This window comes from Cryobacterium arcticum, assembly GCF_003185895.1.
In the GTDB taxonomy this organism is placed as follows: domain Bacteria; phylum Actinomycetota; class Actinomycetes; order Actinomycetales; family Microbacteriaceae; genus Cryobacterium; species Cryobacterium arcticum.
On record NZ_QHLY01000012.1, the window covers coordinates 1,277,176 to 1,300,605 of the forward strand.

Sequence of the window (23,430 nt, forward strand, 5' to 3'; positions counted from 1 at the left end):
AACAGTCTAGGACGGGGTCTGTGCCTCTACCGGAATGTGCGCCTCGACCGGAACCGGTGCCCCGGAGAAGCGCACCAGCACGGACTCCCCCACCGTGGGATGCAGCCGCACATCGTGCTGCAGCACCACCGTGCCGCCCACATCGAGCCGTACGCTGGTGCGCCGCAGCGAGCCCAGGAAGCTCGACAGCAGCACGGTTCCCGGCAGTCCGGTGCCGGGCTGGTCGTCGATGGTGCCGAGCGTCAGGTCTTCCGGCCGCACGAACACCCGAACGGGGCCATCCGGCTGCGACGGGTCCACCAACGGCAGGGTCACCCCGTGCACCTCGGCGAAGCCGTGCCGCACCAGCCCGGGAAGACGGTTGGAGAGGCCAACGAAGTCGGCGATGAACGGTGTGGCCGGCCGGGTGTAGAGCTCCTCGGGCGTGCCGACCTGCTCGATCCGGCCGCCCTGCATCACGGCGACCCGGTCGGCCACGGCGAGGGCCTCGTCCTGGTCGTGGGTGACGAACAGCGTGGTGATGCCCAGCTCGGTCTGGATGCGCCGGATCTGTTCCCGCAGCGACACCCGTACCTTGGCGTCGAGGGCGGAGAGCGGTTCGTCGAGCAGGAGTACCCGCGGACGGGTGACCAGGGCCCGGGCCAGCGCCACCCTCTGCTGCTGGCCGCCGGAGAGCTGGTGCGCGAACCTGTCGTAGTGGGTGTCCAGGCCCACGAGGTCCAGCGCCTCCGCCGCGCGACTGCGGCGCTCGGCGGCCGGCACGCGGCGCATCCGCAGGCCGAACTCGACGTTCTCCCCCGCACTCAGGTGCGGGAAGAGCGAGTAGGACTGGAAGACCATGCCCATGTCGCGGCGGCTGGTGGGGACGCCGGAGACGTCGTCGCCGTTGATCAGGATGCGGCCGCCGTCGGTCGATTCCAGGCCGGCGAGTACGCGGAGTGCCGTGGTCTTGCCGCTGCCGCTCGGGCCGAGCAGGGCCACGAGCTCGCCGGCGTGCAGGGTCAGGGCGAACTCGGACAGGGCCAGGTGGGTGCCGAACCGCTTGACCACCCCGGCGAATTCGACCACGGAACCGGTCCGGGCCGGGCTGGTTGTCGTGGGGCTGGTGGTCTTTGGGCTCACGGTCTTCTGGCTCACGGTCGGGCTCCGGTCGGGGTCGGGGTGGAGGTCGGGGATGCCGCGGAAACCGGCGTGCGGGCGGTCTGTGCGCGGGGGCGGCGCACCGTGCCGAGCCGGCCGATCGCCAGCAGCAGCAGGAACGCCACGGACAGGGCGATCAGCGACAGGATGACGGCGGTGTACGGGTCGTTCTTGCTCACCACCACCAGGGCGGTCTGCAGGTTCACCCGGTTGAGCAGCGACGCGATGGTGAATTCGCCGAGCACCACGGCCACGGCGATGAACGCCCCGGCCAGGATGCCGCGGCGCAGGTTCGGCACCAGCACGCGCAGCAACACGCTGCCCCAACCGGCGCCGAGGGTGCGGGCCGCTTCGCTCAGGGTGCGCACGTCGACGCCATCGAGATTGGACTGGATGGCCCGGTAAGCGAACGGCAGCACGGTGATGCCGTACGCGAACGCGAGGGTCCACACGCCGCTGCCCACGAGCTGGGCGACGACGGAGAACACCGGCGCCAGGCCGACCACGAGCACGATGGCCGGAATGGAGATCGGCAGGATGCAGAGAATCTCGAGTACCCGGCGCAGCTGCGGGAACCGGATGTGCACGAGCAGCATGGTGGGCACCAGCAGCAGCAGGATGATCGCGACGGTGCCGATCGCCAGGCCCACGGAGTTGCCCAGTGCCACCAGAACGGGCTTGTATTCGCCGGTCAGGCCGCCCTGGAACAGGTCGGTCCAGCGGTGCAGGTCGTAACCGCCCTCGAGTCCGCGGCGCAGGGTGAACTCGACCATGGCCAGGATCGGTACCGCGAACACCAGCCCGACGACGCCGAGGATCAGGCCGCGGGTGAGACGGTTGGGCGCGTGCGCGACCCTGATGTCGCCGCTCATCGCTGCCACCTCGCCGCACGGGACTGCAGCACCGAGTACCCGACCATCACGACGGCCATCACCAGGATCATGCCCAGCGCCAGCGCCCCGGCCAGGTTCTCCCGGCCGAGCATGGTCTCGCTGGTCAGCGCCGACCGGATCTGCAGCGGCACGATCTGCGAACCCTGGCTGGTGAGGGCGGCCGCGGTCGCGTACGACGAGAACGCGTTGGCGAACAGGAGCAGCAGGCTGCCGAGGAACGACGGCGCCAGCACCGGCAGCGCGATCCGCAGCCAGTAGCTGCGGGCAGTGCCTCCGAGGGTGGCGTTGGCTTCGGCCCAGGTGGTCTTCAACGAGACCAGGGCGGGCATGAACGTGATCACCATGAGGGGCACCTGAAAGTAGATGTAGGGCAGCACAAGGCCCGGCAGCTCGTAGAGCCACACGCCATCCGCGTAGATGTCGATGCCGAAGCTGTCGCGCAGCAGCACCGTGATCATGCCCTGGATGCCGATGGTCGCGACGAACGCGAACGCCAGCATCACGCCGCCGAACTGGGCCAGCACACTGCTGAGCGAGTCGATGGTGGAGCGGAGCGGACCGTCGGCGGGTGCGCCGAGGAGGGCATAACAGACCAGGGCGCCGACGATGGCGCCGATCACCGCGGTCAGCGCCGACAACCAGATCGAGCTGCCGAAGGCGGAGAGCACAACCGGGTCGGCGAGGGCGCCGACGGTGTCGAGGGTGAATCCGCCGTCCGCGCCGACGAACCCGGTGCCGACGGCGATCAGGGTGGGCAGGGCGAGGAAGAGCAGCACGTAGACCGCGAACGGCAGCAGCCCGAAGGCTGCTGCCGGAACACGGAACCTACTGGACAGCCGCTGCCCACTTCTCGCCGAGGAGCGTCGCGGCGGCTTCGCTCTGGTCGGCCGTGGGAACGACGGTCTCGTCGGGCACGACGGGCAGGGCATCGAACAGGTCGGTGTCGATGGTGCCGGCCTCGGCCATGGCCTCGGCGAGCACGGGGCGGGCGCCACCGGCGAGCCACAGGTTCTGGGCGTCGTCGCTGTAGAGGAACTCCTGCCAGAGGCGGGCGGCCGCGGGGTGCGGCGCGTCCTTGTTGATCGCCTGGTTGTAGTAACCGGCGTAGCCGGTGCCGGGGAAGACCACGACCTCCCAGTTGCGCTCACCCTCCAGCTGGGTGCCGTAGCCCACGTTGAGGTAGTCCCAGTCGAAGACGACGGGCGTCTCACCGGAGGCGATGGTGGCGGGTGTCGGGTCGATCTTCACGAAGTTACCGGCGGCGTTGAGCTCGCTGAAGAAGTCGATGCCGGCCTGGAAGTCGTCCACGGAGCCGTCGTTCTGCACGGCGGCCATGCCGACCGCGGCGAAGGCAGCGCCGGCCTGGGTCGGGTCACCGTTGATGGCGACCTTGCCCTTGTACTCGTCGCCGAGCAGGTCGCTGAGCTCCTTCGGGGCCGGCACGGCGTCGGGGTCGTAACCGACGGCCATGTATCCGCCGTAGTCGCCCACGAACAGGCCGCTCTCTTCCTTCAGGGCGTCGGGGATGTCGGACCAGCTGGCGACCTGGTACGGGGCGAACTGGTCGGTGCTGGACAGCGCCACGGCCAGGCCGAGGTCGAAGACGTCGGGGGCGGTGTCCTGGCCGGCCAGGTTCTCAGCCGCCTGGATCTCCTCGGCGCTGGAGCCGTCGGGCGCGGCCTCGGTGATGGTGATCTCGGGGTACTTCTCGGCAAAGAGGTCGAGCACGGCGCCGTAGTTGGCCCAGTCGCGCGGCAGGGCGATGACGTTCAGGGCACCCTCCTCGATCGCGGCGGCCTCGAGGCCGGCCAGGTCGCCGAAGGCGGAGACGTCGGTGGCGGTGGCGGCGTCGACGGCGCCGGCGGTGCCGGACGCGTCAGCGGCGCCGGAGCATCCGGTGAGGGTGAGCGCGACGATTGCGGTCGCCGCGATGGTGGCTGCCAGGGTGCGGGTGGTAGGCAAGGGTTCCTCCGTTGTGAACAATTCGGGTGCCGGATAACCGGTCGCTGAGAGGCTAGAAGCGGGGAATGTCCTGGTGCCGCCCAGCTCCTGAACGGCGCGTGAACGTCGTGTGTCACCGGGCATCGGTAGGGTCGAGTCGTGGTCCAGACGATCTCCCCCGCCCTTGCCCGCCGCATCGCCCTCGCCGCTCAGGGCTTCGGCCGCCCGGCCGCGCCCGCGGGTTTGCTCCCGGCCGCACCGGGCATCCGCCAGCTCGGGGCGCTGGTGGAAAGGCTCGGGCTGTTGCAGATCGACTCGGTGAATGTCTTCGAACGCAGCCACTACGTGCCGGCCTTCAGCCGGCTCGGCCCTTACGACAAGGCGCAGCTCGACCGGCTGAGCAGCGGAGCGAAACCCCGGCTGACCGAGTACTGGGTACACGAGGCGTCGCTGATCCCGGTCGACGACTGGCCGCTGTTCCGCTGGCGGATGCAGGCCTTCCGAGACCGCGCCGCCACCGACGACGCGCACTGGTCGCAGCAGAACGCCCCGATGCTGGCCTGGCTGCTCGACGAACTGGCCGCGAACGGCCCGATGCGCGCGAGCGCCATCGAGCACGACGCCAACAAGCGCAGCGGCCCCTGGTGGGGCTGGTCCGACGTGAAGATCGGCCTGGAGACCCTGTTCCGCTGGGGCGACGTGGTCAGCGGCGGCCGGGAGCGGTTCGAACGGGTCTACGCGTTGCCCGAGCAGGTCTTCAGCAGCGAGCTGCTGGACCGCCACGTGCCGGCCGGCGACGCCCATCGCGCGCTGATCGCACAGTCCGCCCGGGCGCACGGCATCGGCACCGTCAGCGACCTGGCCGACTACTTCCGGCTGGCCACCGCGCCCACGCGGGTCGCCATCACCGAGCTCGAGGAGTCCGGCGAGCTGATTCCGGTACAGGTGCCCGGCTGGGGCCGGAACGGCGCACCCGGGGCCGCCTGGTTGCACCGGGACGCCCGTCTGCCGCGCCGGTTGGACGCGGCGGCGGTGCTCAGCCCGTTCGACCCGGTGGTCTGGGAGCGGGCCCGCGCCGAGCGGATGTTCGGCTTCCACTACCGGATCGAGATCTACACGCCCAAGGAGAAGCGGCAGTTCGGGTACTACGTGCTGCCGGTGCTGCTGGGCGATGCCATCGTGGGCCGGGTCGACCTGAAGAACGACCGCCAGAACGGGGTGCTGCGGGTGCAGGCCAGCTGGGCGGAACCCGGCGCGCCCGCCGATACCGCCGAGCGCTTGGCCGACGTGCTGCGGAGCACCGCCGCCTGGCAGGGCCTGGCCGAGATCGAGGTGGTGCCGCGCGGCACCCTCGCGCCCGCACTAGCCGCCGAGCTCGCCTAGCTCCCCGCGGGTCAGTTCGTTAGAACTTGCTGCCCATCGCGTGCAGGCGCTCGATGCGCTCGTTCAGCGGCGGGTGGGTGGCGAAGAGCTTGTCCATCACGCCGGGCTTGAGCGGGTCGGCGATCCAGAGGTGCGCCATCGAGGTGTTCTGCTTGCGCATCGGGCGGCCGTATTCGCCGAGCTTGGCCAGGGCGCTGGCGAGCGCATCCGGCTGCCGGGTGGTGAGGGCGCCGGTGGCGTCGGCGAGGTATTCGCGCTGCCGGGAGACCGCGAGCTGAACGATCGAGGCGATCAGCGGGGCCACGATCATGGCCACCAGGCCGAAGACCAGCACCACCGGGTTGCCGTTGCTGTTGTTGTTACGGCCGAAGAACGCCATCCGCAGGAAGATGTCGGAAATGAAGCCGACGGCCACGACGAGGCCGAAGACGATCATCGACACCCGGATGTCGTAGTTACGAACGTGCCCGATCTCGTGCGCCATGACGCCCTCGAGTTCGGCGTCGTCCATGATGTCGAGCAGGCCCGTGGTGGCCGCGACGATGGCGTGCTTGGGGTCACGCCCGGTGGCGAAGGCGTTCGGAGCCGGGTCGTTGATGATGTAGACCTCTGGCATGGGCGTGCCGGTTGTGATCGAGAGGTTCTCCACGATGCGCCAGAGCCGGGGGTGGTCGGTGACGCTGTTCACCCGGATGCCGCCGCTCATCGCGATCGACTGCCGCCCGGCGGCGAAGTACTGGATCAGCGCGTAGCCGCCGGCGATCACGAGGGTCATGATGAGCACGCCGGGGCCCTGCACACCGTAGGCCAGGCCGGCCAGCCAGCCGAGTGCTGAAATGATCAGCAGGAACAACACGATGATAATGACGGTGTTGCGCTTGTTTCGCGCAATCGCGCTATACATGGATCCTCTTCAGTACTGCGAGCACGGGGACGTGGAGCACGGGGTGGGGCCGGAAGCCAGTGACGGTTAGAACTGCACGCGCGGCGGCTCGGCGATGGCCGCCGAGTCGGTGACCTCGAAGAAGTCGCGCTGGGTGAAGCCGAGGTTCTTGGCGAACAGGTGGTTCGGGAAGACCTGGATCTTGGTGTTCAGTTCGCGCACGCCACCGTTGTAGAACCGGCGGGACGCCTGGATCTTGTCTTCGGTGTCGACCAGCTCGCCCTGCAACTGCAGGTAGTTCTGGCTGGCCTGCAGCTGCGGGTACGCCTCGGCGACGGCGAAGATGCTCTTCAGCGCGGTCTGCATGTGGTTCTCGGCGGCAGCGGCGTCAACCGGGCCCTGAGCGGAGAGAGTCTCGGCGCGGGCCTTGGTGACGTTCTCGAAGACGGCCTTCTCGTGTGCCGCATAGCCCTTGACCGTTTCGATCAGGTTGGGGATCAGGTCGGCACGACGCTTCAGCTGCACCGTGATGTCGCTCCACGCTTCATCCACCCGCACCTTGAGGGTGATGAGCGAGTTGTAGGTCGCCCACAGGTAGATACCCGCGATCGCAACGAGTACGACAACGATGAGGACCGGGATGAGCCATTCCATGGCAGCGTCTCCTTGCGATTGAACCTGCGCGCGACGGGCCGCACGTGGCGGCCCCCCGCAGCATGTGTGCGATTGCAGCAATCATAACGAAGCCCGCTGGGGCTCCCATGCTCTTCCCATCACACTCCAAGGAAGTGCGCTTCGGACCGGCCGTTCCGGGGGCGTGACTTTGCGGGCTGACCGGCGAATAATTCAAGGCATGGAGCAACAGACCGGGATCGGTGCCGTGCAGGCGGTCGAGGTGCGGGGCCTGCGCGTGCGGCGGGGGCCGCAGTCCGTGCTGCACGGGCTCGACCTCACCGTGCCGCGTGGCATCGTGGTGGGACTGATCGGTCCGAGCGGGTCGGGCAAGACCACCCTGATGCGCGCCATCGTCGGAGTTCAGGTGGTGCAGTCCGGCACCGTCACCGTGCTGGGCGAACCGGCCGGCACCGACTCGCTCCGCCGCCGGGTGGGTTACGTCACCCAGGATGCGAGCGTGTACACCGACCTGAGTGTGCGGCAGAACCTGGACTACTTCCGGGCCGTGCTGGGTGTGACCCGGGCGGATGTGGACCGGGTGATCGAGGAGACCGATCTCGGTGCCAACGCCCGACAACTGGTCGGCTCGCTCTCCGGCGGTCAGCGCAGCCGGGTGTCACTGGCCGTGGCCCTGCTGGGCCGGCCGGAGCTGTTGGTGCTCGATGAGCCCACGGTGGGCCTGGATCCGGTGCTGCGGCGCGACCTGTGGGCGCTCTTCCACCGTCTGGCGGCCGCCGGCACCAGCATCCTGGTCTCCAGCCACGTGATGGACGAGGCCGCCCGCTGCGACCGGCTGCTGCTGATGCGCGCCGGCGAGATCCTCGCCGACGACACCCCGGCCGGGTTGCTCCAGGTGACGGGCACGACCGACATCGAGACCGCGTTCCTCGGCCTCATCGGCACCGGCCAGGGGGATGCGCGATGAAACCGTCCCGCACCCTCGCCACCACCGGCCGCGTGCTCAGCCAGGTGCGGCACGACCCGCGCACGGTGGCGCTGCTGCTGCTGGTGCCGAGCCTCCTCATCGGGCTGGTCGCCTGGATCTTCTCCGACACCACGGTGTTCGACTCAGTCGGCCCGGCGATGATCGCGTTGTTCCCGTTCATCGTGATGTTCCTGGTCACCAGCATCACCACGCTGCGGGAACGGCGCACCGGCACCCTGGAGCGGCTGTTGTCGATGCCGCTGGGCCGGGGCGACCTGATCCTGGGCTACACGCTGGCGTTCGGACTGCTCGCGGTACTGCAGTCCAGCATCGCGGTGCTCTTCGCGGTGACGGTCTGCGGCCTCGAGGTGGAGGGGTCGGTGTGGCTGCTGGTGACCGTGGCGGTGGCCGACGCGGTCCTCGGCACCACCCTGGGCCTCCTGGCCAGCGCGTTCGCTCGCACCGAATTCCAGGTGGTGCAGTTCATGCCGGTGATCGTGTTCCCGCAGATCCTGCTCGGCGGCATCTTCCTGCCCCGCGACCAGCTGCCTGAGGTGCTGCGGGTGATCAGCGACTGGTTGCCGCTCTCGCACGCCGTCGACGCGCTGAACGCCGTCGCCACCGGCAGCGAGGACGCGGCCTACGTTCTCGGCGAACTCTCGATCATCCTGGCCTGGATCGTGGGCGCGGTCATCCTGGGCTCGATCACGTTGCGCCGCCGCACCCCCTGATCCGGCCCGCGAGCCGTGAGTAAAGCACCCATCCGGGCACGTTTTCGGGGCTTAGGTCACGGGTCGCGGGTCTACCGGGAGCTCAGGACGTGCTGGAGCCAGGAGAAACTTTGCTTGGGGGTGCGCGGGCGGGACGGGTCGGTGAAGTCGACGTACACCAGGCCGAAGCGCTGGGTGTAGCCGGCGGCCCACTCGAAGTTGTCCAGCAGGGACCAGATGATGTAGCCGCGCAGGTCGACGCCCTCGGCCGGGCCGCCGGGGGCGACGGCCTCCACAGCGGCGAGCAGGTGTTCGGCGAGGTAGTCGATCCGGGCGAGGTCGGTGACGGTGCCGTCCCGGTCGGCCCGGTCGGGGAAGCTGGCGCCGCCCTCGGTGATGTACACCGGCGGCAGGGCCTCGGCGTAGCGGTCCCGCAGCTCGGTCAGCACCACGAGCAGGTATTCCGGTGCGTTCGGCCAGCCGAACCCGGTCACCGGATGTTCGCGGAACGGCTCGAAGTGGAACGGGAGCCGGTTCATGGCCGGGCTGCTCCCATCCGGGCTGACCGGGCCGCCGGCACCTGCCGCCACGCGGGTGGGCTGGTAGTAGTTCAGGCCGTAGAAGTCCAGGCTCTGGTGGATGGTGCGGAGGTCGTCGGGTTCGATCTCGTGCAGGAAGCGCAACTCGTTCTCGAACACGCCTGCCGGGTCCGGGTACCGGCCGAGCAGCACCGGGTCGGCGAAGAGCCGGTTGTGCAGCAGGTCGTAGAGGGCGGCCGCGTCTCGGTCGGCCTCCCGGTCGGTGGCCGGCTGCACCGGGGAGTGCACGTTCGCCAGGCCGATCTGGCCGCGCACATCCGCCGCTCGCAGGGCCTGCACGGCCAGGCCGTGGCCGAGGAGTTGGTGGTGCGCCGCCGGCAGCGCGTCGAACAAAAGGGTCTCCCCCGGCGCGTGGATGCCGAGGGCGTATCCGTTGAAGGTGACCGTGGCCGGTTCGTTCACGGTGACCCAGGCGTCGATACGGTCGCCGAAGACCTCGCCCATCTGGTTCGCGTAATCGCCGAACCGTTGCGCGGTGTCGCGGTTCAGCCACTGGCCGCGCAGCGCCACCGGGGTGTCCCAGTGGTGCAGGGTCGCCATCGGGCTGATGCCGTTGCCGAGCAACTCGTCGAGCAACCGATCGTAGAAGGCCACCCCGGCGCGGTTGAGCGAACCGCGACCGTCGGGCTGCAGGCGCGGCCAGGCGAAGGAGAACCGGTAGATGTCGGCGCCGAGTTCGCGGAGCAGGGTGACGTCTTCGCTCAGCTTGCCGACGTGGTCGGTCGACACCGAGGCGTTCTGGCCGTCCAGGATGCGGCCCTTCTGCCGGGTGAAGGCATCCCACGTCGATTCACCGCGGCCGCCGTCGCGAGCGCCGCCCTCGATCTGGAAGGCCGAGGTGGCGGTGCCGATCCGGAATCCGGTGGGCAGCCGGTCGCCCAGCTCCCCCGCCCGGTGCTGCCAGGCGCGGGACGCTGGGGTGTTGCTGCTCATCGGCCGAGGACTCTTTCCAGGTAACGGTTGGCGAAGCGACGCTCGGGATCGAGCCGGTCCCGCACGGCGAGGAAGTCGTCGAAGTGCGGGTAGACCGCCCGGAGGGAGTCGGCGTCGAGATTGTGCATCTTCCCCCAGTGTGGGCGACCGTCGTGCGCACGCATAATCGCCTCCACGGCGGCGAAGTACTCGCGCGGGTTCTCCCGGTAGTACTTGTGCACGGCGATGTACCCGGTGGCGCGGCCCTGGCCGGTGGAGAGCCAGATGTCGTCGGCCGCGGCCGAGCGCACCTCGAGCGGGAAGGAGATGCGCCAGCCGCGTTTGTCGATCAGTGCGCGCACCTCGCGGAGGGCTTCCGGCACCTGCTCCAGCGGCAGGGCATATTCCATCTCGTGGAACCGCACCGTGCGGTGCGTGACGAACACCCGGTGGGAGAGGTCGGTGAAGTCGCGGTGGCTGGTCAGCCTGTCGGCGAGGCGGTTCACCGGCGGCACCAGCGGCCGCAGCACGGTGCCGGCGGCGCAGGTGACCCGGTAGACACCGTTGGCGAGCAGTTCGTCGTCGACCCATCGGCTGAACCGGCCGAGAGGCTGCCGGGCGGCGTCGGCGGGCAACCGGGTGTTGGTCTTGGTCAGGGCGGTGTCGGTGTGTGGAAACCAGTAGAACTCGAAGTGGTCGACGGCGGCGCTGCGTTCGCCGAACGCGGCCAGCACGGCATCGAGCGGTTCGGGGGTCTCCACGGCGTGCAGCAGGTAGGCGGGCACGCACTGCAGGGTGAGGTCGACCAGGATGCCGAGCGCGCCGAGGCCGAGCCGCACAGCGGGCAGCAACTCGGCGTTCTCGGTCGCGGAGACGCGGAGCAGGCTGCCGTCGCCGGTGACGAGGGTGACCCCCACGATCTGGTCGGTCAGGCCGCGGAAGGCGGCCCCGGTGCCGTGCGTGCCGGTGGAGGTGGCACCGGCGAGAGTCTGCCGGTCGACGTCGCCCATGTTCTCCAGCGCCAGACCGTATGGTTTCAGCAGCGACGGCAGCTGGTGCAGGTGGGTGCCGGCGGCCAGGGTGACCCGGCCGCGGGCTTCGTCGACGTCGATCACGCCGCTGAACGCCAGGTCGAGTTGCACGCCGGGGCTCAGGGCGATGCCCGAGAAGCTATGGCCGGCGCCGACGGCCTTGATGCGCATGCCGGCGCGACCCGCGGCGAGCACGGCGCGCTGCACGGCGCCGGCGCTGGTGGGCCGCTCCACCCGGGCGGGCACCACCGATTCGCTGCGGGACCAGTTCTGCCAGCGGGCACCGGAGGCCGTCACAGGAACGCCTTCCCCTCGCCGCGGTAGGTGGGCAGCATGTCCACCACCTGCCCGTTGTCGACGACGGCGAATTCATTCAGGTGCTCGCTGAGCTCACCGGACTTGGTGTGCCGCAGCCACACCCGGTCACCGACCCCAAGCGTCTGGGCCGCGGCGCCGGTGACGGGCGACTGCACCTCGCCGGCCATCTCCCGGGGCACCAGGCGGAGACCCTCCGGCCAGACCAGCCTCGGCGACCGGTCGGCCCCGGGCGGGCCCGAGGCGATCCAGCCGCCGCCGAGCAGGGTGGCGGAGGCCGGGGTGGGCTTCCGCACCACCGACAGCGCGAACGCGGCCGCCGGCGCCGGGGTGAACCCGGAGTAGGTGTCGAACAGGTGGCCGCCGAAGAAACCGCTGCCGGCCGCGATATCGGTCACAGAGGGATCGGCGTGCGTGCTCTCCAACGACCCGGTCCCGCCGCCGTTCACGAACTCGAGCTCGGCGACCTGCCGCACCGCGGCCACCGCGGCCGCGCGCCTCGCGCTGATGTCGACGATCGACCGATTCCGCACCCACCGGTTCAGGCCGCCCTGCACCGGATGTCCGGCGGGCCGGTCGCCGAGGCCCGCGACCTGCGCCTCGTAGGCCATCATGCCCACCAGGGCGAAGCCGGGCCGGGAGACGATGGCCAGCGCCAGCGCCCGCGCCTGATCGACCGAGTGCACCGGTGAGCGCCACACGCCCAGGTGCCCGAGCACCGGGGCGTTCCAGGACGCGTCCAGTTCGAGGCAGAGCCGGATGGTCTCCCGCCGGCCGGGCGCGACCACAGAGTCGATGAAGTCCAGTTGGTCGAGCGAGTCGACCATGAGGGTCACCTGGCGGGCGGCAGCGGCGGAGCCGGCCAGGGTGCGGATCGCGTCCCAGTCTGCCGTCGGGTAGCCGACCACGATGTCGTCGATGGTCTCGGCCAGCCACAGGGCCTCAGCCAGGGTATAGGCGAGCACGCCGCTGTAGCCCGGCAGGGCGAGGACGGCCTCGAGCACCCCGCGCACCCGCAGGGACTTGCTGGCCACCCGAATGGGCGTGCCCGCGGCCCGGGCGAGCATGTCGTGGGTGTTGTGCCGCAGGGCGCCGAGGTGCAGGGCACCGACCGGGGTGGGCAGATCGGCGGTGGCCGCGGTGAGCGCGGGCCAGTAGCTCGCGGGGGTGAGCCACGGCGCCGCATCCGGATGGGTCGCAGCCGTCTGAACGGCCAGGTCGTGGGCGAGGTTGAGGCTCATGAGCGCACAGCTTTCACTCGTGTCACCGCGAGGGCCCCGGTGAAGGCAAACAGTCCGGCCGTCAGGAACAGGCCCTGGAAGCCGCCGGCGAGGGCGACGACGCCCGCACCGATCAGTGGTGCGATCGCCTGGGGCACTGCCGTGGCGATGTTCATGATGCCCAGGTCCTTGCCGCGGGAGGCCGGATCCGGCAGCACCTGGGTGGCCAGGGCCTGGTCGACCGAGAGGAAACACCCGTAGCCGAGGCCGAGGATGCCGGCGGCCACCATGGCCACCGTGAGGTCGGGCAGAAAGGCCAGCATCAGGGCCGCCACACCCTGCAGGGCCGAGGCGACGAAAACGAAGACCTTGCGCCGGGCGAGCCTGTCGCTGAGCCGGCCGAAGCCGAGTGCCGCAACGATCACGAACACCATGTACACCAGGGTGAGCAGGATCAGGTCGTCTTCGGCGTTGGCGTCGTTCAGGCCGAACATCAGGAAGTACAGCAGCAGGGTGGTGCCGAAGGCGTTGCCGAAGCTCACCAGGACCCGGCTGGTGAGGGTCCAGGCGAAGTCCGGGTTCTCCCGCGGGCTGATCCACAGGCTGTCGATCACCCCGGCCAGGGACATCGGTTGGCGCTGTTCCGGCGAGAGCACGGCATCCGGCAACAGCAGGAAGGGCAGGCAGAGCACCAGGAGCAGCACCGCCACCGCGGCGTAGCCGGCGAACTGGCCGGTGAACAGCAGGGTCACCAGCAGCAAGCCGAGGATGGTGCCGATCGCCTGCGGCGCGGACAGCCAGCCGGAGACGTACCCGCGCTGGCCGGTGGGCACCTGGTCGGAGATGGTGGCGGTGAGCGCGGCCGTGAGCACGCAGAAGCCGGTGAGGGCCAACGACCAGAAGACGCCGATGCCCAGCAGGCTGGTTTGCGCGCCGAGCAGCACCAGCGCGGCGGCGAAGAGCACGGCCCCGCCGGCGATCCACGGCCGGCGCCGCCCGAACCGTGACGTGGTGCGGTCGGAGAGGGCGCCGGTGAGCGGATAGGCCACGATCGCGCAGAGGCCGGCGATGCCGGAGATGATGCCGAACGCGACCACACTGTCGACCCAGTTCTCCGGCTGCAGGCGCCGGTCGATCTGGGCGGGCAGCAGCAACTGCACCGGCGTGAGTTGCGCCATCCAGATGCCCAGCCAGGCCGTCGCGAACGCGGCGATCCAGCGGGCGGGCACCCGGCGGGTGGGCTCGGCGAAGACGGCCGGAACCGCTGGGGCGCTCACGCCGGCCGCCCCAGGGCGGCCACCGCGTCGGCGATGGTGTCGAGCAGGGCCTCGGTGGCCGGGTCGTCGCGATCGACCAGCCAGGCGATGGTGAGGCCGTCGGTGAGGGCAATGAGCAGCCGCGCCACCTCGTCGACGGGCCGGAGCCAGACCGACCCGCTCTGTTCGGCCGCGCTGGTCAGGGCGAGCGCCGCGAGGGCGTGGTAGCCCTCGTATTGCTCCCGCGCCAGCGGCTGCATCTCGGCCGAGCGCAGGGCGTACTGGGTGAGTTCGAGCATCGCCTTCTCCCGTAACGGGTCCTGGCGCAGGTGCTCGGCGTACCGGCCGAGGCCGTGCCGCAGCAGCACGCGCAGCGCCGCCGGGCCGGTCGGGCCATCCAACTCCTCGGCCGGGTCGGGCAGGATGGCGGTGGTCTCGGCGCGCATGACGTGCCGGATCAGCTCGGTCATCAGCTCGTCGCGGCTCGCGAAGGCGTAGTGGAAGCTTGCCAGTGACATGCCCGCCTCGGCGACGATCGCGCGGGTGGTGGCCTGCGCCACTCCCCGGTCGGCGACGACCCTGAGCGCTGCGAGCACGAGGGCGCTGCGCCGGTCTGCGGCCGTCATCCTGGTCATGGTCACCTCGCTCGGACTGGCAGAAACAGGTGTGGGGCACCGGTGCAGTGGGGCAGATGACCCAGTCGCCAGTATGCCGCAGACGGCACCGTCTCGCTCGGATTTCGGCGCCGTGGCCGAATCCGCGCATTCGCCGGGCGAAGGCGCGTCACGTTGACTTTCGGCCGCGAGGCCTCTGAAATGGTGAGAGGGGGTTCATGGAAACGCACGACCAGATCTGCGCGCACGGGCCGAACCAACGATCCCGTCGGCGTCCCTGGCGCGCCTCGATACTCTTCGCCGTGCTCACCGGCCTGCTCGTTGCCGGGCCGCTCCTGGCCGTTCCCGCGCCGGCCCTGGCCGCACCGGCAGCGGCAGCCACCGCCACGCCGAGCCCCACCCCCACGCCGACGCCCAGTCCAACCCCCACGCCGACCGGCACGACGGTGCCCCGGGCGACCGACGCTCCCGCGCCGAGCGCCGCTCCTGAACAGTCCGTCACGCCCTCCCCGTCTGCCGCGCCGTCCGCCACGCCGTCGCCCACCCCGACCCCGTCGGCCGCCCCGACCCCGACGCCCACGCCAACGCCAACGCCGACACCGACGCCCACGCCCACCGACACCCCGACGCCCACGCCGACCCCGGAGCCCTCCGCGCCCACGATCGACGGACCGTCGCCCGATGCCTTCATCAGCGGATCGGCCACGGTTGGTGGCAGCCGGGACCCCGACCAGGAGATCCAGGTGCTCTCCCCCACCGGCGGTGACCCGCTCTGTATCGTCGCCCCCAACGGCACGAACAGCTGGAAGTGCATCGGCCTGAGCCTGCCGAGCGGCCCGGCCGTCACCCTGCGCGCGGTGGTCACCGGAAACGCCGATCTGGCCGCATCCGTCACCGTCCGGGTGCTGCAGGCGCCGACGGTCACGGGCGGCAACACCGGCCAGCCCTCCTCGAACGGCCTGGTGCGCGGCACCGGCTACCCCGGAGCGACAGTCACCGCCACTCTGTCCAGCGGCCAGCGCTGCTCGTTCACGGTGGATGGCTCCGGCGCCTGGGCCTGCCTGATGCAGGGCCTGACCAGCGGCTCTGAGCAGATCACCGCTTCCCAGCAGACCGGTTTCAGCAAGCCGGAGTCCTCCCCGGCCAGCAACCCGGTCACCCTCGTGATCGACGTCGACGCACCACCGGCCCCGGTCGTGGCCGGGCCGGTCGCCGGCGCGACCCTGGCACTGTCGGGCTCGCAGTACTTCGGCTCTGGTGAGAACGGCGCCACCGTCACGGTCTTCGCCGGCGCCTACTCGCTCTGCAGCACCGTCGTCTCCGGCGGAACCTGGTCGTGCGCCGGTGGCGCGGTCGCCGACGGCGCCTACGATCTGCGCGCCGTGCAGCAGGATGCGGCGGGCAACGTCAGTGCCGGCAGCGCCGCTATCCGGGTGGCTTACGGCACCGGTACCCCAAGCCCCACCCCCACGGCCACCCCGACACCGACGCCGTCGCCGACCAAAACACCCCAGCCGAGCGCCACCCCGACGCCCGCCGCCCCGGGAACCCCGTCGGCGACGCCTACTCCGGCCGTACCGGCACCGACCGATCCCGATGACCCGGCCACGGCGCTGCCGCCGGAGCTGACCGTGCCGGGCGGCTGGAATGACCCCACCCCGTTCAGCACCGCCGTGATCGTGCCCTGGACCGTGGCGCAATTCCCCTGGCTACAGGCGTCGCTGCTCACCCTCGGGGCGCTCGGGTTGCTGGTGGTGCCCGCCCGTCTGCTCGCCGGCACCGTCGCTCGCGCCCGGAACGGAAGGCCGCTGTTCAACCGGCACCGGTTCTCCGGCCGCAACCGGGCCGGCGAAGAATTCGAGGTGGCACCGACGGTACGCCTGAACAGGTGGGTGGTGGGTGGCGGCGCCATCTTGGCCGCCGCGGCACTGGTGCTCCTCTCCGGACCCGTCACCAGCGCCCCGGCCTACCTGCGGCTGTTTCTGGCCGTGGTGCTCGCGCTCAGTGTGGTGAACGCTGTGGCGACCCTGCTGCCGCAATGGTGGGGATCCCGGGCGCTGCACGTCGAGGTCGATGTCACTTTCCTGCCGCGGTACCTGCTGCTCGTCGCGGTCACGGCGCTGGGCTCGCGCGCGTTCGACCTGCACCCGGCGCTGCTCTTCGGCCTGCTCGGCAGCGTGGTGGTGACTCAGGGACCGGTGGCGGGTCAGCGCGGCCGCCTCGCTGCCATCCGTGCCGGCAGTCTGCTCGCGCTCGGGCTGGTGGCCCTGCTGCTGGTGGGAGTGCTCCCGCCGGCGGACACCTTCGTGAGCGCCTTGGCTGCCGAGTTCGCCAACACCATCGTGCTGGCGTCGATCGGCTCGGCCGTGCTCGTACTCATTCCGGTCGGCAGCACCAGCGGGCGCAGCATCCTGGCCTGGTCACCGCCGATCTGGGCGGCCTTGGCCGTGCCCGCGTTCCTCACCCTGTTCGTGCTGCTCTCGCCGATGCTGCCCCGCTGGCAGGGCGACGGCACCGTGACGCTGCTCTGGCTGGTCGCGGCCGCCTTCGCCGCGGTGAGCGTGGCGGTGTGGGCGTGGCAGCGCTGGGTGGTGCCCGCGCTCCGCTGACCCGCTAGCCCGCTCTGCTGTGCAGCTAGCGCAAGACCCGGTAGCGCAGATGGGTGGAGTACCGTGACTCCACCACCTCGGCCCGCTCGAGGGAGATCACCCGGTCGAGGTGCTCGAACAGCCTGGTGCCCCCGCCCAGGAGCACCGGGGCGACGTGCAGGAACAGCTCGTCGACCAGCCCCGCCGCGAGGGCCTGCTGGATGACCCCGGCCCCGCCCATGATGTGCACCACCCGGTGCCCTGCGGCGGCCTGGGCCGCATCGACGGCCTCCCGGATGCCCCCGGTGACGAAGGTGAACGTGGTCTCGCCGGTGACGACCACCGGATGGGCGCGGTGGGTGAGCACGAAAACGGGCAGTTTGAAGAAACCGTTCTCCGCCGCCCACCCGTCGGTGTCGTCGAAGATCCGGCGGCTGGTGATGACCGATCCGGCGATCTGGCGTTCCTCCCCCATCGCGAGATCCATCGCCCGCCGCTCTCCGGTCCAGGCGTGCAGGATTTCGCCGCCCCGGCCCAGGCCCGGGTAACGCTCGAGGTCGGGTCCGGTGACGAACCCGTCCAACGACATCGAGATGTTCGCTTCGACGGTGCCCATGATGCCTACATGATGCCACGGGTCGTTCTGTGGTGCCCCCGCTGGGATTCGAACCCAGACTGTGACGATTTTAAGTCGCCTGCCTCTGCCGGTTGGGCTACGGGGGCACGCCCGGCAAGCCGGGCGTCACGAGTGGATGCCGCCAGAGCGGCATCCACCTGTGACTCTACGGTGCTGCTTACGGTGCTGCGACGGTTTCAGCGTCGGATACGACCGCGGCGGCCGGGGCGGCAGCCGATTCGGTGGGCGCGACGACGGGCTTCTTGACCGGTGCCTTGCGCGGGGCACGCGGCGGCTTGACGGCCTCGGCCGGGGCGGCTGCGGGTGCAGCTGCCGGCGGCTTCGGGCGGGAGGCGAACTCTTCGAACACGGCGCGGGGCGTCTGCACGGCCTCGAGCGAGACGATGTCCCGGCCCAGGAAGAAGTTCAGCACCCAGCCGGCGACGACGCGGATCTTGCGCTCCCAGCTCGGCATCGCCAGGCCGTGGTAGCCACGGTGCGCGATCCAGGCGAGGGGGCCGGTGAGGCCGAACTTGCCGGACTGGAACGCACCGACGCCGACACCGAGACCGGCGACGGCTCCGAGGTTCTTGTGGTTGTATTCCGTCGTGCCTTCGCCGCGGAGGACCGCGACGATGTTCTTGGCCATGAGCTTGCCCTGGCGCACAGCGTGCTGGGCGTTCGGAACGCAGAAGCCGCCGACGCCGCCACCGGACAGGTCGGGAACGGCGGTGATGTCACCGGCGCCCCAGGCATCCGCGATGATCTCGTCTTCAGTGCCGACGCGCAGGTCGGTGCGCACCTTCAGGCGGCCACGCTCTTCGATCGGCAGGTCGGTGTTGCGCACGATGCCGGGGTTCGCCATCACGCCGGCGGTCCAGACGATCAGGTCGGTCTCGAAGGACTCACCGGTGGACAGCTCGATCTTGCCGTCGACGGCGGAGGTGAGCTGCGTGTTGAGGTGCACCTCGGCGCCGCGCGAGGCGAGGTTCTTGATGACCCAGCCAGCGGTCTTCTCGGAGACCTCGGGCATGATGCGACCCATCGCCTCGATGAGGTGGAAGTGGGTGTCCTCGAAGGCGATCTGCGGGTACTTCGGCAGCAGCGAGCTGGCGAACGAACGCAGCTCGGCGAACACCTCGATACCGGCGAACCCGCCACCGACGACCACGAAGGTCAACAGGCGGTCGCGCTCGGGGCCGGCGGGCAGCTGGGCTGCCTTGTCGAAGTTAGTGAGCACCTTGTCGCGGATGGCGACGGCTTCTTCGACGGTCTTGAGGCCGATGGCCTGGTCGGCGACACCCGGGATCGGGAAGGTGCGCGACACGGCGCCGGCGGTGACCACGACGATGTCGTAGTCGAACACCCACGGCTCGCCGACGGGCGGCGTGATGGTGGCCTTCTTCTCGGCGTGGTTCACGTTGGTGACCTTCGCGGTGAGCACGTTGGTCTTCTTCAGGTGACGACGGTGCGCAACAACGGAGTGACGGGGGTCGATCGACCCGGCCGCCACCTCCGGGAGGAACGGCTGGTACGTCATGTACGGCAGCGGGTCGACCATGGTGACCTCGGCTTCGCCGGGACGCAACCACTTCTCGAGCTTCCAGGCGGTATAGAACCCCGCGTAGCCACCACCGACGATGAGAATTTTGGGCACGATTAGAAGGCCTCCTACAGGATTTGGATGCGCGAAATTTAGAGCTTGGAACGAATTCGCTTGAAATGCCGCGTGGCCCCAATGCCGAACAGCGTTACAAGGATACCAAACCCAATCAGCACGGCGAGCGGCAGGCTGACATAGGTGAGGGTGAGCGGGCTGGGCAGCCAGGCCGCGGCGGTATCCCGCTCGGGCAGGGCCGGGTCGGCATCGGGTACGACGGGCGCCATCGTGCTCGGCTCCGTGGGGGTGACCGGCGCCGTGTCGGCGCGGCGGTGCAGCGTGATCCAGGCCTGCAGCAGTTCGGCGGGGGTGGCCGTCGTGGGTTTGGGCACGTAGGCCGACACGGCCGCGGCCGCGTCGATCAGGCCGTTGCCGTAGATCGGGCTCGGCACGGTGTGGCCGTTCGGGTTCGCGGTCTCGATCACCCGGTTGATGACCTCCGCGGCATCCAGCTTCGGATAGGCGCTCCGCACCAGCGCGACCAGGCCGGACACGATCGGCGCGGCGGCACTGGTACCGTCCCACTGCAGGTACCCGCCGCCGGGTGCCACCCCGACGAGCTTCTCGCTGGGTGCGGCGACGGCGATGGTGATGCCCTGGGAGGAGGCGTCGAAGCTGGCTTCCTTGGTGCGGTCGACGCCGGCGACGGTGAGCACGCCGGGGATGGTGGCCGGCGCTCCGACCTCCGTCGTGCCGCTGCCCCGGTTGCCGGCCGCGGCGACAACGACGACGTCGTTCTCGAACGCGTACATGAACGCGTCGTCCCAGCTGGTGGGCCAGTCCAGGGTGTTGCGGGTGAGCGACATGTTGATCACGTCGGCGCCGTTGTCGACGGCCCAACGGATGGCCTCCGCGATCTGGTCGTCGTTGCTCAACTCCGCGTCGCTGGTGCCGAAGGCCACCGAGACGCTGAGGATCGACGCGGCCGGGGCCACCCCGATCAGGCCGCCACCGGCTGGCGTGCCCCGGCCGGCCAGGAGGGATGCCACCAGGGTGCCGTGCTCGTTCTCGGCGCCGACCGGGGTCTGGCCGTCGGACGAACCCAGCCCGGAGACATCCGTACCACCCACGACGGCGCCGCTGAGTTCGGCGACGGTGCCGTCGACGCCGGTGTCGATCACGGCCACCGTCACGCCGGCGCCCCTGCTGGTGGTCCAGGCCTGGCTGAAGCCATAGTCGTTCAGCCAGTACTCCAGGTCGCGCACCTGGTCGGCGCGCGCGCCGGGGGTGTCGACGACAACACCGCCGACCGCGAGCACGGCAGCGACGAGAACCGCGAAGCCGGTGAGGATGCGGCGGCCGGAGCCGGTCACGCTTCGGCCGGCGGAACCGCCGGCGGGGCGTAGTCCAGGCACTCGCAGACCTGGGGCGACCAGGCCGCCCGCAGCAGGGCCAGGTCGCCGATCGGGTTGACCCCCGGGCCGGCGGCCAGGGAGTGCGCGGCGAGGGCGTGCAGGCACTTCACCCGCACGGGCATTCCGCCCGAAGAGATGCCGGCGATCTCGGGAACACTGCCGACCAGCTCGCGGTCGGCGAGGAAGCTCTCGTGCGCGGCCTGGTAGTGGGCACGCAGGTCGTCGTCGTCGGCGAGCATCTGGTTGTACTCGTTCATCACCTGGGTGGCCTCGAGGAAGGAGAGCGCGGCGGTGGCGGCAGGGTGGGAAAGGTAGTACAGGGTGGGGAACGGGGTGCCGTCCTCCAACCGCGGTGCGGTGGCCACCACGGTGGGTGCGCCGCAGACGCACCGGGCGGCGATGCCGATCACGTTGCGGGCGGGTCGGCCGAGCTGGGCGGTGACTGTGGCGACGTCGGCCTCGGTGGCGGGGTCGAAGGGCGGTCGGGTCATTGTGCTGCCTCCTGTGGGGCGAGTCCTGCGGTCATCACCGATCGGAACACCGAGTCGACCCAGTCGATCTCGGTGTCCTGGATGGCTGTGCTGATCGGTGCCGTGTCGGCGTCGGCGTCGACGGCGGTTCCGGTGTCGTTGATCACGAGGAAGCTGATGTCGCCGGGCATGACGTAGGAGAGCCGTTCCCTGGCCTGGGTGGTTACGAAGGTGCGGTCGTTCCAGCGTTCCCGTTCGGCCTTCTGGGCGTCGACGGCGGCTTCCTGCTCGGCGACGGTGGCACTGAGCGCGTCGATCTGCTGGCGTTGTTCGGCGTAGGTGCGCACGCTCGGGGCCAGCACGACCACGGCGAGCACGAGGATGCCCAGCATCACGAAGGAGAACCCCGACAGGCGCAGGCCGCGCAGCCAGCTGCCGACGGCAGTCTCGTCGGTCGGGAATTGGGCAGGGCGGGTGTCGGTGCGCGGTTTGCGGGCGGGCAGCGTGGTCGTGCTGCCGGCGGGCTTGGCCTTGCTGCTCGACGACTTGGTGCTCGACGGCTTGCTGCTGGCAGCCTTGGTGCTGCCCGTCGGCGTGGTGGCACGGGCGGCGGGCTTGCGCGGCCCCGGCAGGCGGGGCGGGGTCATTCCCGAACCGTGAGTGGTCACGATGCTTCCTCTCCGCTGGCGACGTGCCTGATACGCAGACCACGCCTCTTCTAGACTGCCAGATCTTTTCTCACCCACAGGTCGACACGGGCGGTCAGCCCTGGATCCTGAGCAGATCCGCAGGCCCGGACCGCGCATCCTTGCCATGCAAAAGGACCCCAGCCGCAGGGCTGGGGTCCTCTCGTGTTCTGCTCGGGTGAGCGATTACGCCTTGAAGCGCGGGAACGCGGAGCGGCCGGCGTAAACCGCGGCCTCGCCGAGCTCTTCTTCGATGCGCAGGAGCTGGTTGTACTTGGCAACGCGCTCGCTGCGGGCCGGGGCACCGGTCTTGATCTGTCCGGCGTCGGTCGCGACGGCGAGGTCGGCGATGAAGGTGTCTTCGGTCTCACCGGAGCGGTGGGAGATGACGGCCTTGTAGCCGGCGCGCTGGGCGAGGGCGACGGCATCCATCGTCTCGGTCAGGGTGCCGATCTGGTTGACCTTGATCAGGATGGAGTTGGCGGCGCCGAGCTCCAGGCCCTTGGCCAGGCGGATCGGGTTGGTGACGAACAGGTCGTCTCCGACGATCTGCACCCGATCCCCGAGCTGAGCGGTGAGGTGGACGTAGCCGTCCCAGTCCTCTTCTTCCAGCGGGTCTTCGATGGAGACGAGCGGGTACGCCTCGAGGAGCTCGGCGTAGTACGCGACGATCTCGGTGGAGGTGAGTTCCTTGCCCTCGAAGTGGTAGACGCCATCCTTGAAGAACTCGGTGGCGGCACAGTCGAGCGCCAGGCCGATGTCGGTGCCGGGGGTGTAACCGGCCAGCGTGATGGCTTCGACGATGAGGTCGAGGGCCGCACGGTTGCTGGGCAGGTTGGGGGCGAAGCCACCCTCGTCGCCGAGGCCGGTTGCCAGGCCCTTGCTCTTCAGCAGGCCCTTGAGGGCGTGGTAGACCTCAACGCCCCAGCGCAGGCCCTCGCTGAAGGACGGTGCGCCGAGCGGGACAACCATGAATTCCTGGATGTCGACGTCGTTGTCAGCGTGCGAGCCGCCGTTGATGATGTTCATCATCGGCACCGGCAGGGTGTGGGCGTTCGGGCCACCGAGGTAGCGGAAGAGGGGCAGGTCGGCCGAGGCGGCTGCGGCCTTGGCGACGGCCAGGCTCACGCCGAGGATGGCGTTCGCGCCGACGCGCTCCTTGTTGACGGTGCCGTCGGTCTCGTTGAGGACCATGTCGATGATGCGCTGGTCAGCGGCGTCGAGGTCTTCAACGGCCGGGCCGAGCTCGTCGGTGACGGAACCGACGGCCTTGAGCACGCCCTTGCCGAGGTAACGCTTCTTGTCACCGTCGTGCAGCTCGTAGGCCTCGAAGGCACCGGTCGAGGCGCCTGAGGGAACGGCGGCACGGCTCAGCGTGCCGTCCTCGAGAAGAACCTCGACCTCGACGGTCGGGTTGCCCCGAGAGTCGAGGATTTCGCGTGCAACAACTGCGTCAATAAGAGCCACAACTATCTCCTGTTTGTCTGTCGATCTATTTTTGGATTTCTTAGTCCGAGTGGATTTTGAGGAAGACGTCGCTGTGTTCCAGTCCGAGAAC

Annotated in this window: 21 protein-coding genes and 1 tRNA gene; 4 read left to right on the plus strand and 18 right to left on the minus strand. The window is 70.0% G+C overall.

Features of this window, described 5'->3' with window-relative positions; translation table 11 throughout:
* Positions 1-6: 6 nt before the first annotated feature.
* The 4 genes from CTB96_RS15715 to CTB96_RS15730 are packed head-to-tail and all read right to left on the minus strand — an operon-like array spanning position 7 to position 3,995.
* Positions 7-1,137, minus strand: coding sequence for an ABC transporter ATP-binding protein (locus CTB96_RS15715; RefSeq protein WP_248283405.1), 1,131 nt, complete (start codon positions 1,135-1,137; stop codon positions 7-9).
* Positions 1,134-2,012: an ABC transporter permease gene (locus tag CTB96_RS15720; RefSeq protein ID WP_110127756.1), complete on the minus strand. Its 879-nt coding sequence runs from the start codon at positions 2,010-2,012 to the stop codon at positions 1,134-1,136. Before CTB96_RS15720 ends, CTB96_RS15715 begins: the two co-directional genes overlap by 4 nt.
* Positions 2,009-2,962 (minus strand): ABC transporter permease, encoded by a 954-nt coding sequence (locus CTB96_RS15725; protein ID WP_427846492.1) that lies wholly within the window; start codon positions 2,960-2,962, stop codon positions 2,009-2,011. Before CTB96_RS15725 ends, CTB96_RS15720 begins: the two co-directional genes overlap by 4 nt.
* A complete protein-coding gene (locus CTB96_RS15730; protein ID WP_248283406.1) occupies positions 2,859-3,995 on the minus strand; it encodes an ABC transporter substrate-binding protein in 1,137 nt (378 codons plus the stop codon). The genes CTB96_RS15725 and CTB96_RS15730 overlap by 104 nt, the downstream gene beginning before the upstream one ends.
* A 138-nt stretch (positions 3,996-4,133) precedes the next feature.
* Between CTB96_RS15730 and CTB96_RS15735 the strand changes: the two genes are divergently transcribed.
* Entirely contained in the window at positions 4,134-5,357 is a 1,224-nt protein-coding gene (locus CTB96_RS15735; RefSeq protein ID WP_110127758.1) for a winged helix-turn-helix domain-containing protein, read from the plus strand.
* Between the two features lie 19 nt (positions 5,358-5,376).
* Here CTB96_RS15735 and CTB96_RS15740 read toward each other — a convergent pair whose 3' ends face one another.
* On the minus strand, positions 5,377-6,261 hold the full coding sequence (locus tag CTB96_RS15740) for a M48 family metalloprotease (protein WP_110127759.1): 885 nt from the start codon (positions 6,259-6,261) through the stop codon (positions 5,377-5,379).
* Positions 6,262-6,327: 66 nt separating this feature from the next.
* Entirely contained in the window at positions 6,328-6,894 is a 567-nt protein-coding gene (locus CTB96_RS15745) for a LemA family protein (RefSeq protein ID WP_110127760.1), read from the minus strand.
* A 199-nt stretch (positions 6,895-7,093) separates the two neighbouring features.
* On the opposite strand from CTB96_RS15745, the gene CTB96_RS15750 reads away from it, so the two are divergent.
* Positions 7,094-7,840: an ABC transporter ATP-binding protein gene (locus tag CTB96_RS15750; RefSeq protein ID WP_110127761.1), complete on the plus strand. Its 747-nt coding sequence runs from the start codon at positions 7,094-7,096 to the stop codon at positions 7,838-7,840.
* Positions 7,837-8,571 carry an ABC transporter permease gene (locus CTB96_RS15755; RefSeq protein ID WP_110127762.1) on the plus strand — a complete coding sequence of 245 codons (735 nt, stop codon included), beginning with the start codon at positions 7,837-7,839 and terminating at the stop codon, positions 8,569-8,571. Before CTB96_RS15750 ends, CTB96_RS15755 begins: the two co-directional genes overlap by 4 nt.
* 71 nt (positions 8,572-8,642) lie before the next feature.
* Here CTB96_RS15755 and CTB96_RS15760 read toward each other — a convergent pair whose 3' ends face one another.
* Genes CTB96_RS15760 through CTB96_RS15780 form a run of 5 tightly spaced genes read right to left on the minus strand, consistent with a single transcriptional unit; the run spans position 8,643 to position 14,518 of the window.
* Entirely contained in the window at positions 8,643-10,082 is a 1,440-nt protein-coding gene (locus CTB96_RS15760) for a glycoside hydrolase family 1 protein (RefSeq protein WP_110127763.1), read from the minus strand.
* Entirely contained in the window at positions 10,079-11,389 is a 1,311-nt protein-coding gene (locus tag CTB96_RS15765; protein ID WP_110127764.1) for a D-arabinono-1,4-lactone oxidase, read from the minus strand. Before CTB96_RS15765 ends, CTB96_RS15760 begins: the two co-directional genes overlap by 4 nt.
* A complete protein-coding gene (locus CTB96_RS15770) occupies positions 11,386-12,648 on the minus strand; it encodes an alanine racemase (protein ID WP_248283407.1) in 1,263 nt (420 codons plus the stop codon). The genes CTB96_RS15765 and CTB96_RS15770 overlap by 4 nt, the downstream gene beginning before the upstream one ends.
* Positions 12,645-13,904 carry an MFS transporter gene (locus CTB96_RS15775; RefSeq protein WP_248283408.1) on the minus strand — a complete coding sequence of 420 codons (1,260 nt, stop codon included), beginning with the start codon at positions 13,902-13,904 and terminating at the stop codon, positions 12,645-12,647. Before CTB96_RS15775 ends, CTB96_RS15770 begins: the two co-directional genes overlap by 4 nt.
* Entirely contained in the window at positions 13,901-14,518 is a 618-nt protein-coding gene (locus CTB96_RS15780; RefSeq protein WP_110127765.1) for a TetR/AcrR family transcriptional regulator, read from the minus strand. Before CTB96_RS15780 ends, CTB96_RS15775 begins: the two co-directional genes overlap by 4 nt.
* A 197-nt stretch (positions 14,519-14,715) precedes the next feature.
* On the opposite strand from CTB96_RS15780, the gene CTB96_RS20565 reads away from it, so the two are divergent.
* Positions 14,716-17,106 carry an Ig-like domain-containing protein gene (locus tag CTB96_RS20565; protein WP_181397287.1) on the plus strand — a complete coding sequence of 797 codons (2,391 nt, stop codon included), beginning with the start codon at positions 14,716-14,718 and terminating at the stop codon, positions 17,104-17,106.
* Between the two features lie 25 nt (positions 17,107-17,131).
* On the opposite strand, the gene CTB96_RS15795 is transcribed toward CTB96_RS20565, so the two are convergent.
* The 7 genes from CTB96_RS15795 to eno all read right to left on the minus strand — a co-directional run bounded on the left by CTB96_RS15795 (position 17,132) and on the right by eno (position 23,339).
* Complete coding sequence (locus CTB96_RS15795; protein WP_110127767.1) at positions 17,132-17,701, minus strand: dihydrofolate reductase family protein; 570 nt, start codon at positions 17,699-17,701, stop codon at positions 17,132-17,134.
* Between the two features lie 30 nt (positions 17,702-17,731).
* A tRNA-Leu gene (locus tag CTB96_RS15800) sits at positions 17,732-17,808 on the minus strand.
* Between the two features lie 71 nt (positions 17,809-17,879).
* Positions 17,880-19,358, minus strand: coding sequence for an NAD(P)/FAD-dependent oxidoreductase (locus CTB96_RS15805; RefSeq protein WP_110127768.1), 1,479 nt, complete (start codon positions 19,356-19,358; stop codon positions 17,880-17,882).
* A gap of 38 nt (positions 19,359-19,396) precedes the next feature.
* The gene (locus CTB96_RS15810) at positions 19,397-20,674 is read right to left on the minus strand and encodes a S8 family serine peptidase (RefSeq protein WP_248283494.1); all 1,278 of its coding nucleotides are present in this window, start codon (positions 20,672-20,674) and stop codon (positions 19,397-19,399) included.
* Positions 20,671-21,207, minus strand: a complete 537-nt coding sequence (locus CTB96_RS15815) for a DUF501 domain-containing protein (protein WP_110127769.1) — start codon at positions 21,205-21,207, stop codon at positions 20,671-20,673. The genes CTB96_RS15810 and CTB96_RS15815 overlap by 4 nt, the downstream gene beginning before the upstream one ends.
* On the minus strand, positions 21,204-21,854 hold the full coding sequence (locus CTB96_RS15820; RefSeq protein ID WP_181397288.1) for an FtsB family cell division protein: 651 nt from the start codon (positions 21,852-21,854) through the stop codon (positions 21,204-21,206). Before CTB96_RS15820 ends, CTB96_RS15815 begins: the two co-directional genes overlap by 4 nt.
* A gap of 204 nt (positions 21,855-22,058) precedes the next feature.
* Complete coding sequence (gene eno / locus CTB96_RS15825; protein WP_110127771.1) at positions 22,059-23,339, minus strand: phosphopyruvate hydratase; 1,281 nt, start codon at positions 23,337-23,339, stop codon at positions 22,059-22,061.
* Positions 23,340-23,430 lie beyond the last annotated feature (91 nt).

What these genes read in the sequence shown, in the direction of transcription:
- CTB96_RS15720 (WP_110127756.1), bottom strand. Translation starts at nt 2,012, where the DNA reads ATGAGCGGCGACATCAGGGTCGCGCACGCGCCCAACCGTCTCACCCGC.
- CTB96_RS15725 (WP_427846492.1), bottom strand. Translation starts at nt 2,962, where the DNA reads ATGCCCTGCCCGTCGTGCCCGACGAGACCGTCGTTCCCACGGCCGACC.
- CTB96_RS15740 (WP_110127759.1), bottom strand. Translation starts at nt 6,261, where the DNA reads ATGTATAGCGCGATTGCGCGAAACAAGCGCAACACCGTCATTATCATC.
- CTB96_RS15745 (WP_110127760.1), bottom strand. Translation starts at nt 6,894, where the DNA reads ATGGAATGGCTCATCCCGGTCCTCATCGTTGTCGTACTCGTTGCGATC.
- CTB96_RS15750 (WP_110127761.1), top strand. Translation starts at nt 7,094, where the DNA reads ATGGAGCAACAGACCGGGATCGGTGCCGTGCAGGCGGTCGAGGTGCGG.
- CTB96_RS15755 (WP_110127762.1), top strand. Translation starts at nt 7,837, where the DNA reads ATGAAACCGTCCCGCACCCTCGCCACCACCGGCCGCGTGCTCAGCCAG.
- CTB96_RS15760 (WP_110127763.1), bottom strand. Translation starts at nt 10,082, where the DNA reads ATGAGCAGCAACACCCCAGCGTCCCGCGCCTGGCAGCACCGGGCGGGG.
- CTB96_RS15770 (WP_248283407.1), bottom strand. Translation starts at nt 12,648, where the DNA reads ATGAGCCTCAACCTCGCCCACGACCTGGCCGTTCAGACGGCTGCGACC.
- CTB96_RS15780 (WP_110127765.1), bottom strand. Translation starts at nt 14,518, where the DNA reads ATGACCAGGATGACGGCCGCAGACCGGCGCAGCGCCCTCGTGCTCGCA.
- CTB96_RS20565 (WP_181397287.1), top strand. Translation starts at nt 14,716, where the DNA reads ATGGAAACGCACGACCAGATCTGCGCGCACGGGCCGAACCAACGATCC.
- CTB96_RS15795 (WP_110127767.1), bottom strand. Translation starts at nt 17,701, where the DNA reads ATGGGCACCGTCGAAGCGAACATCTCGATGTCGTTGGACGGGTTCGTC.
- CTB96_RS15815 (WP_110127769.1), bottom strand. Translation starts at nt 21,207, where the DNA reads ATGACCCGACCGCCCTTCGACCCCGCCACCGAGGCCGACGTCGCCACA.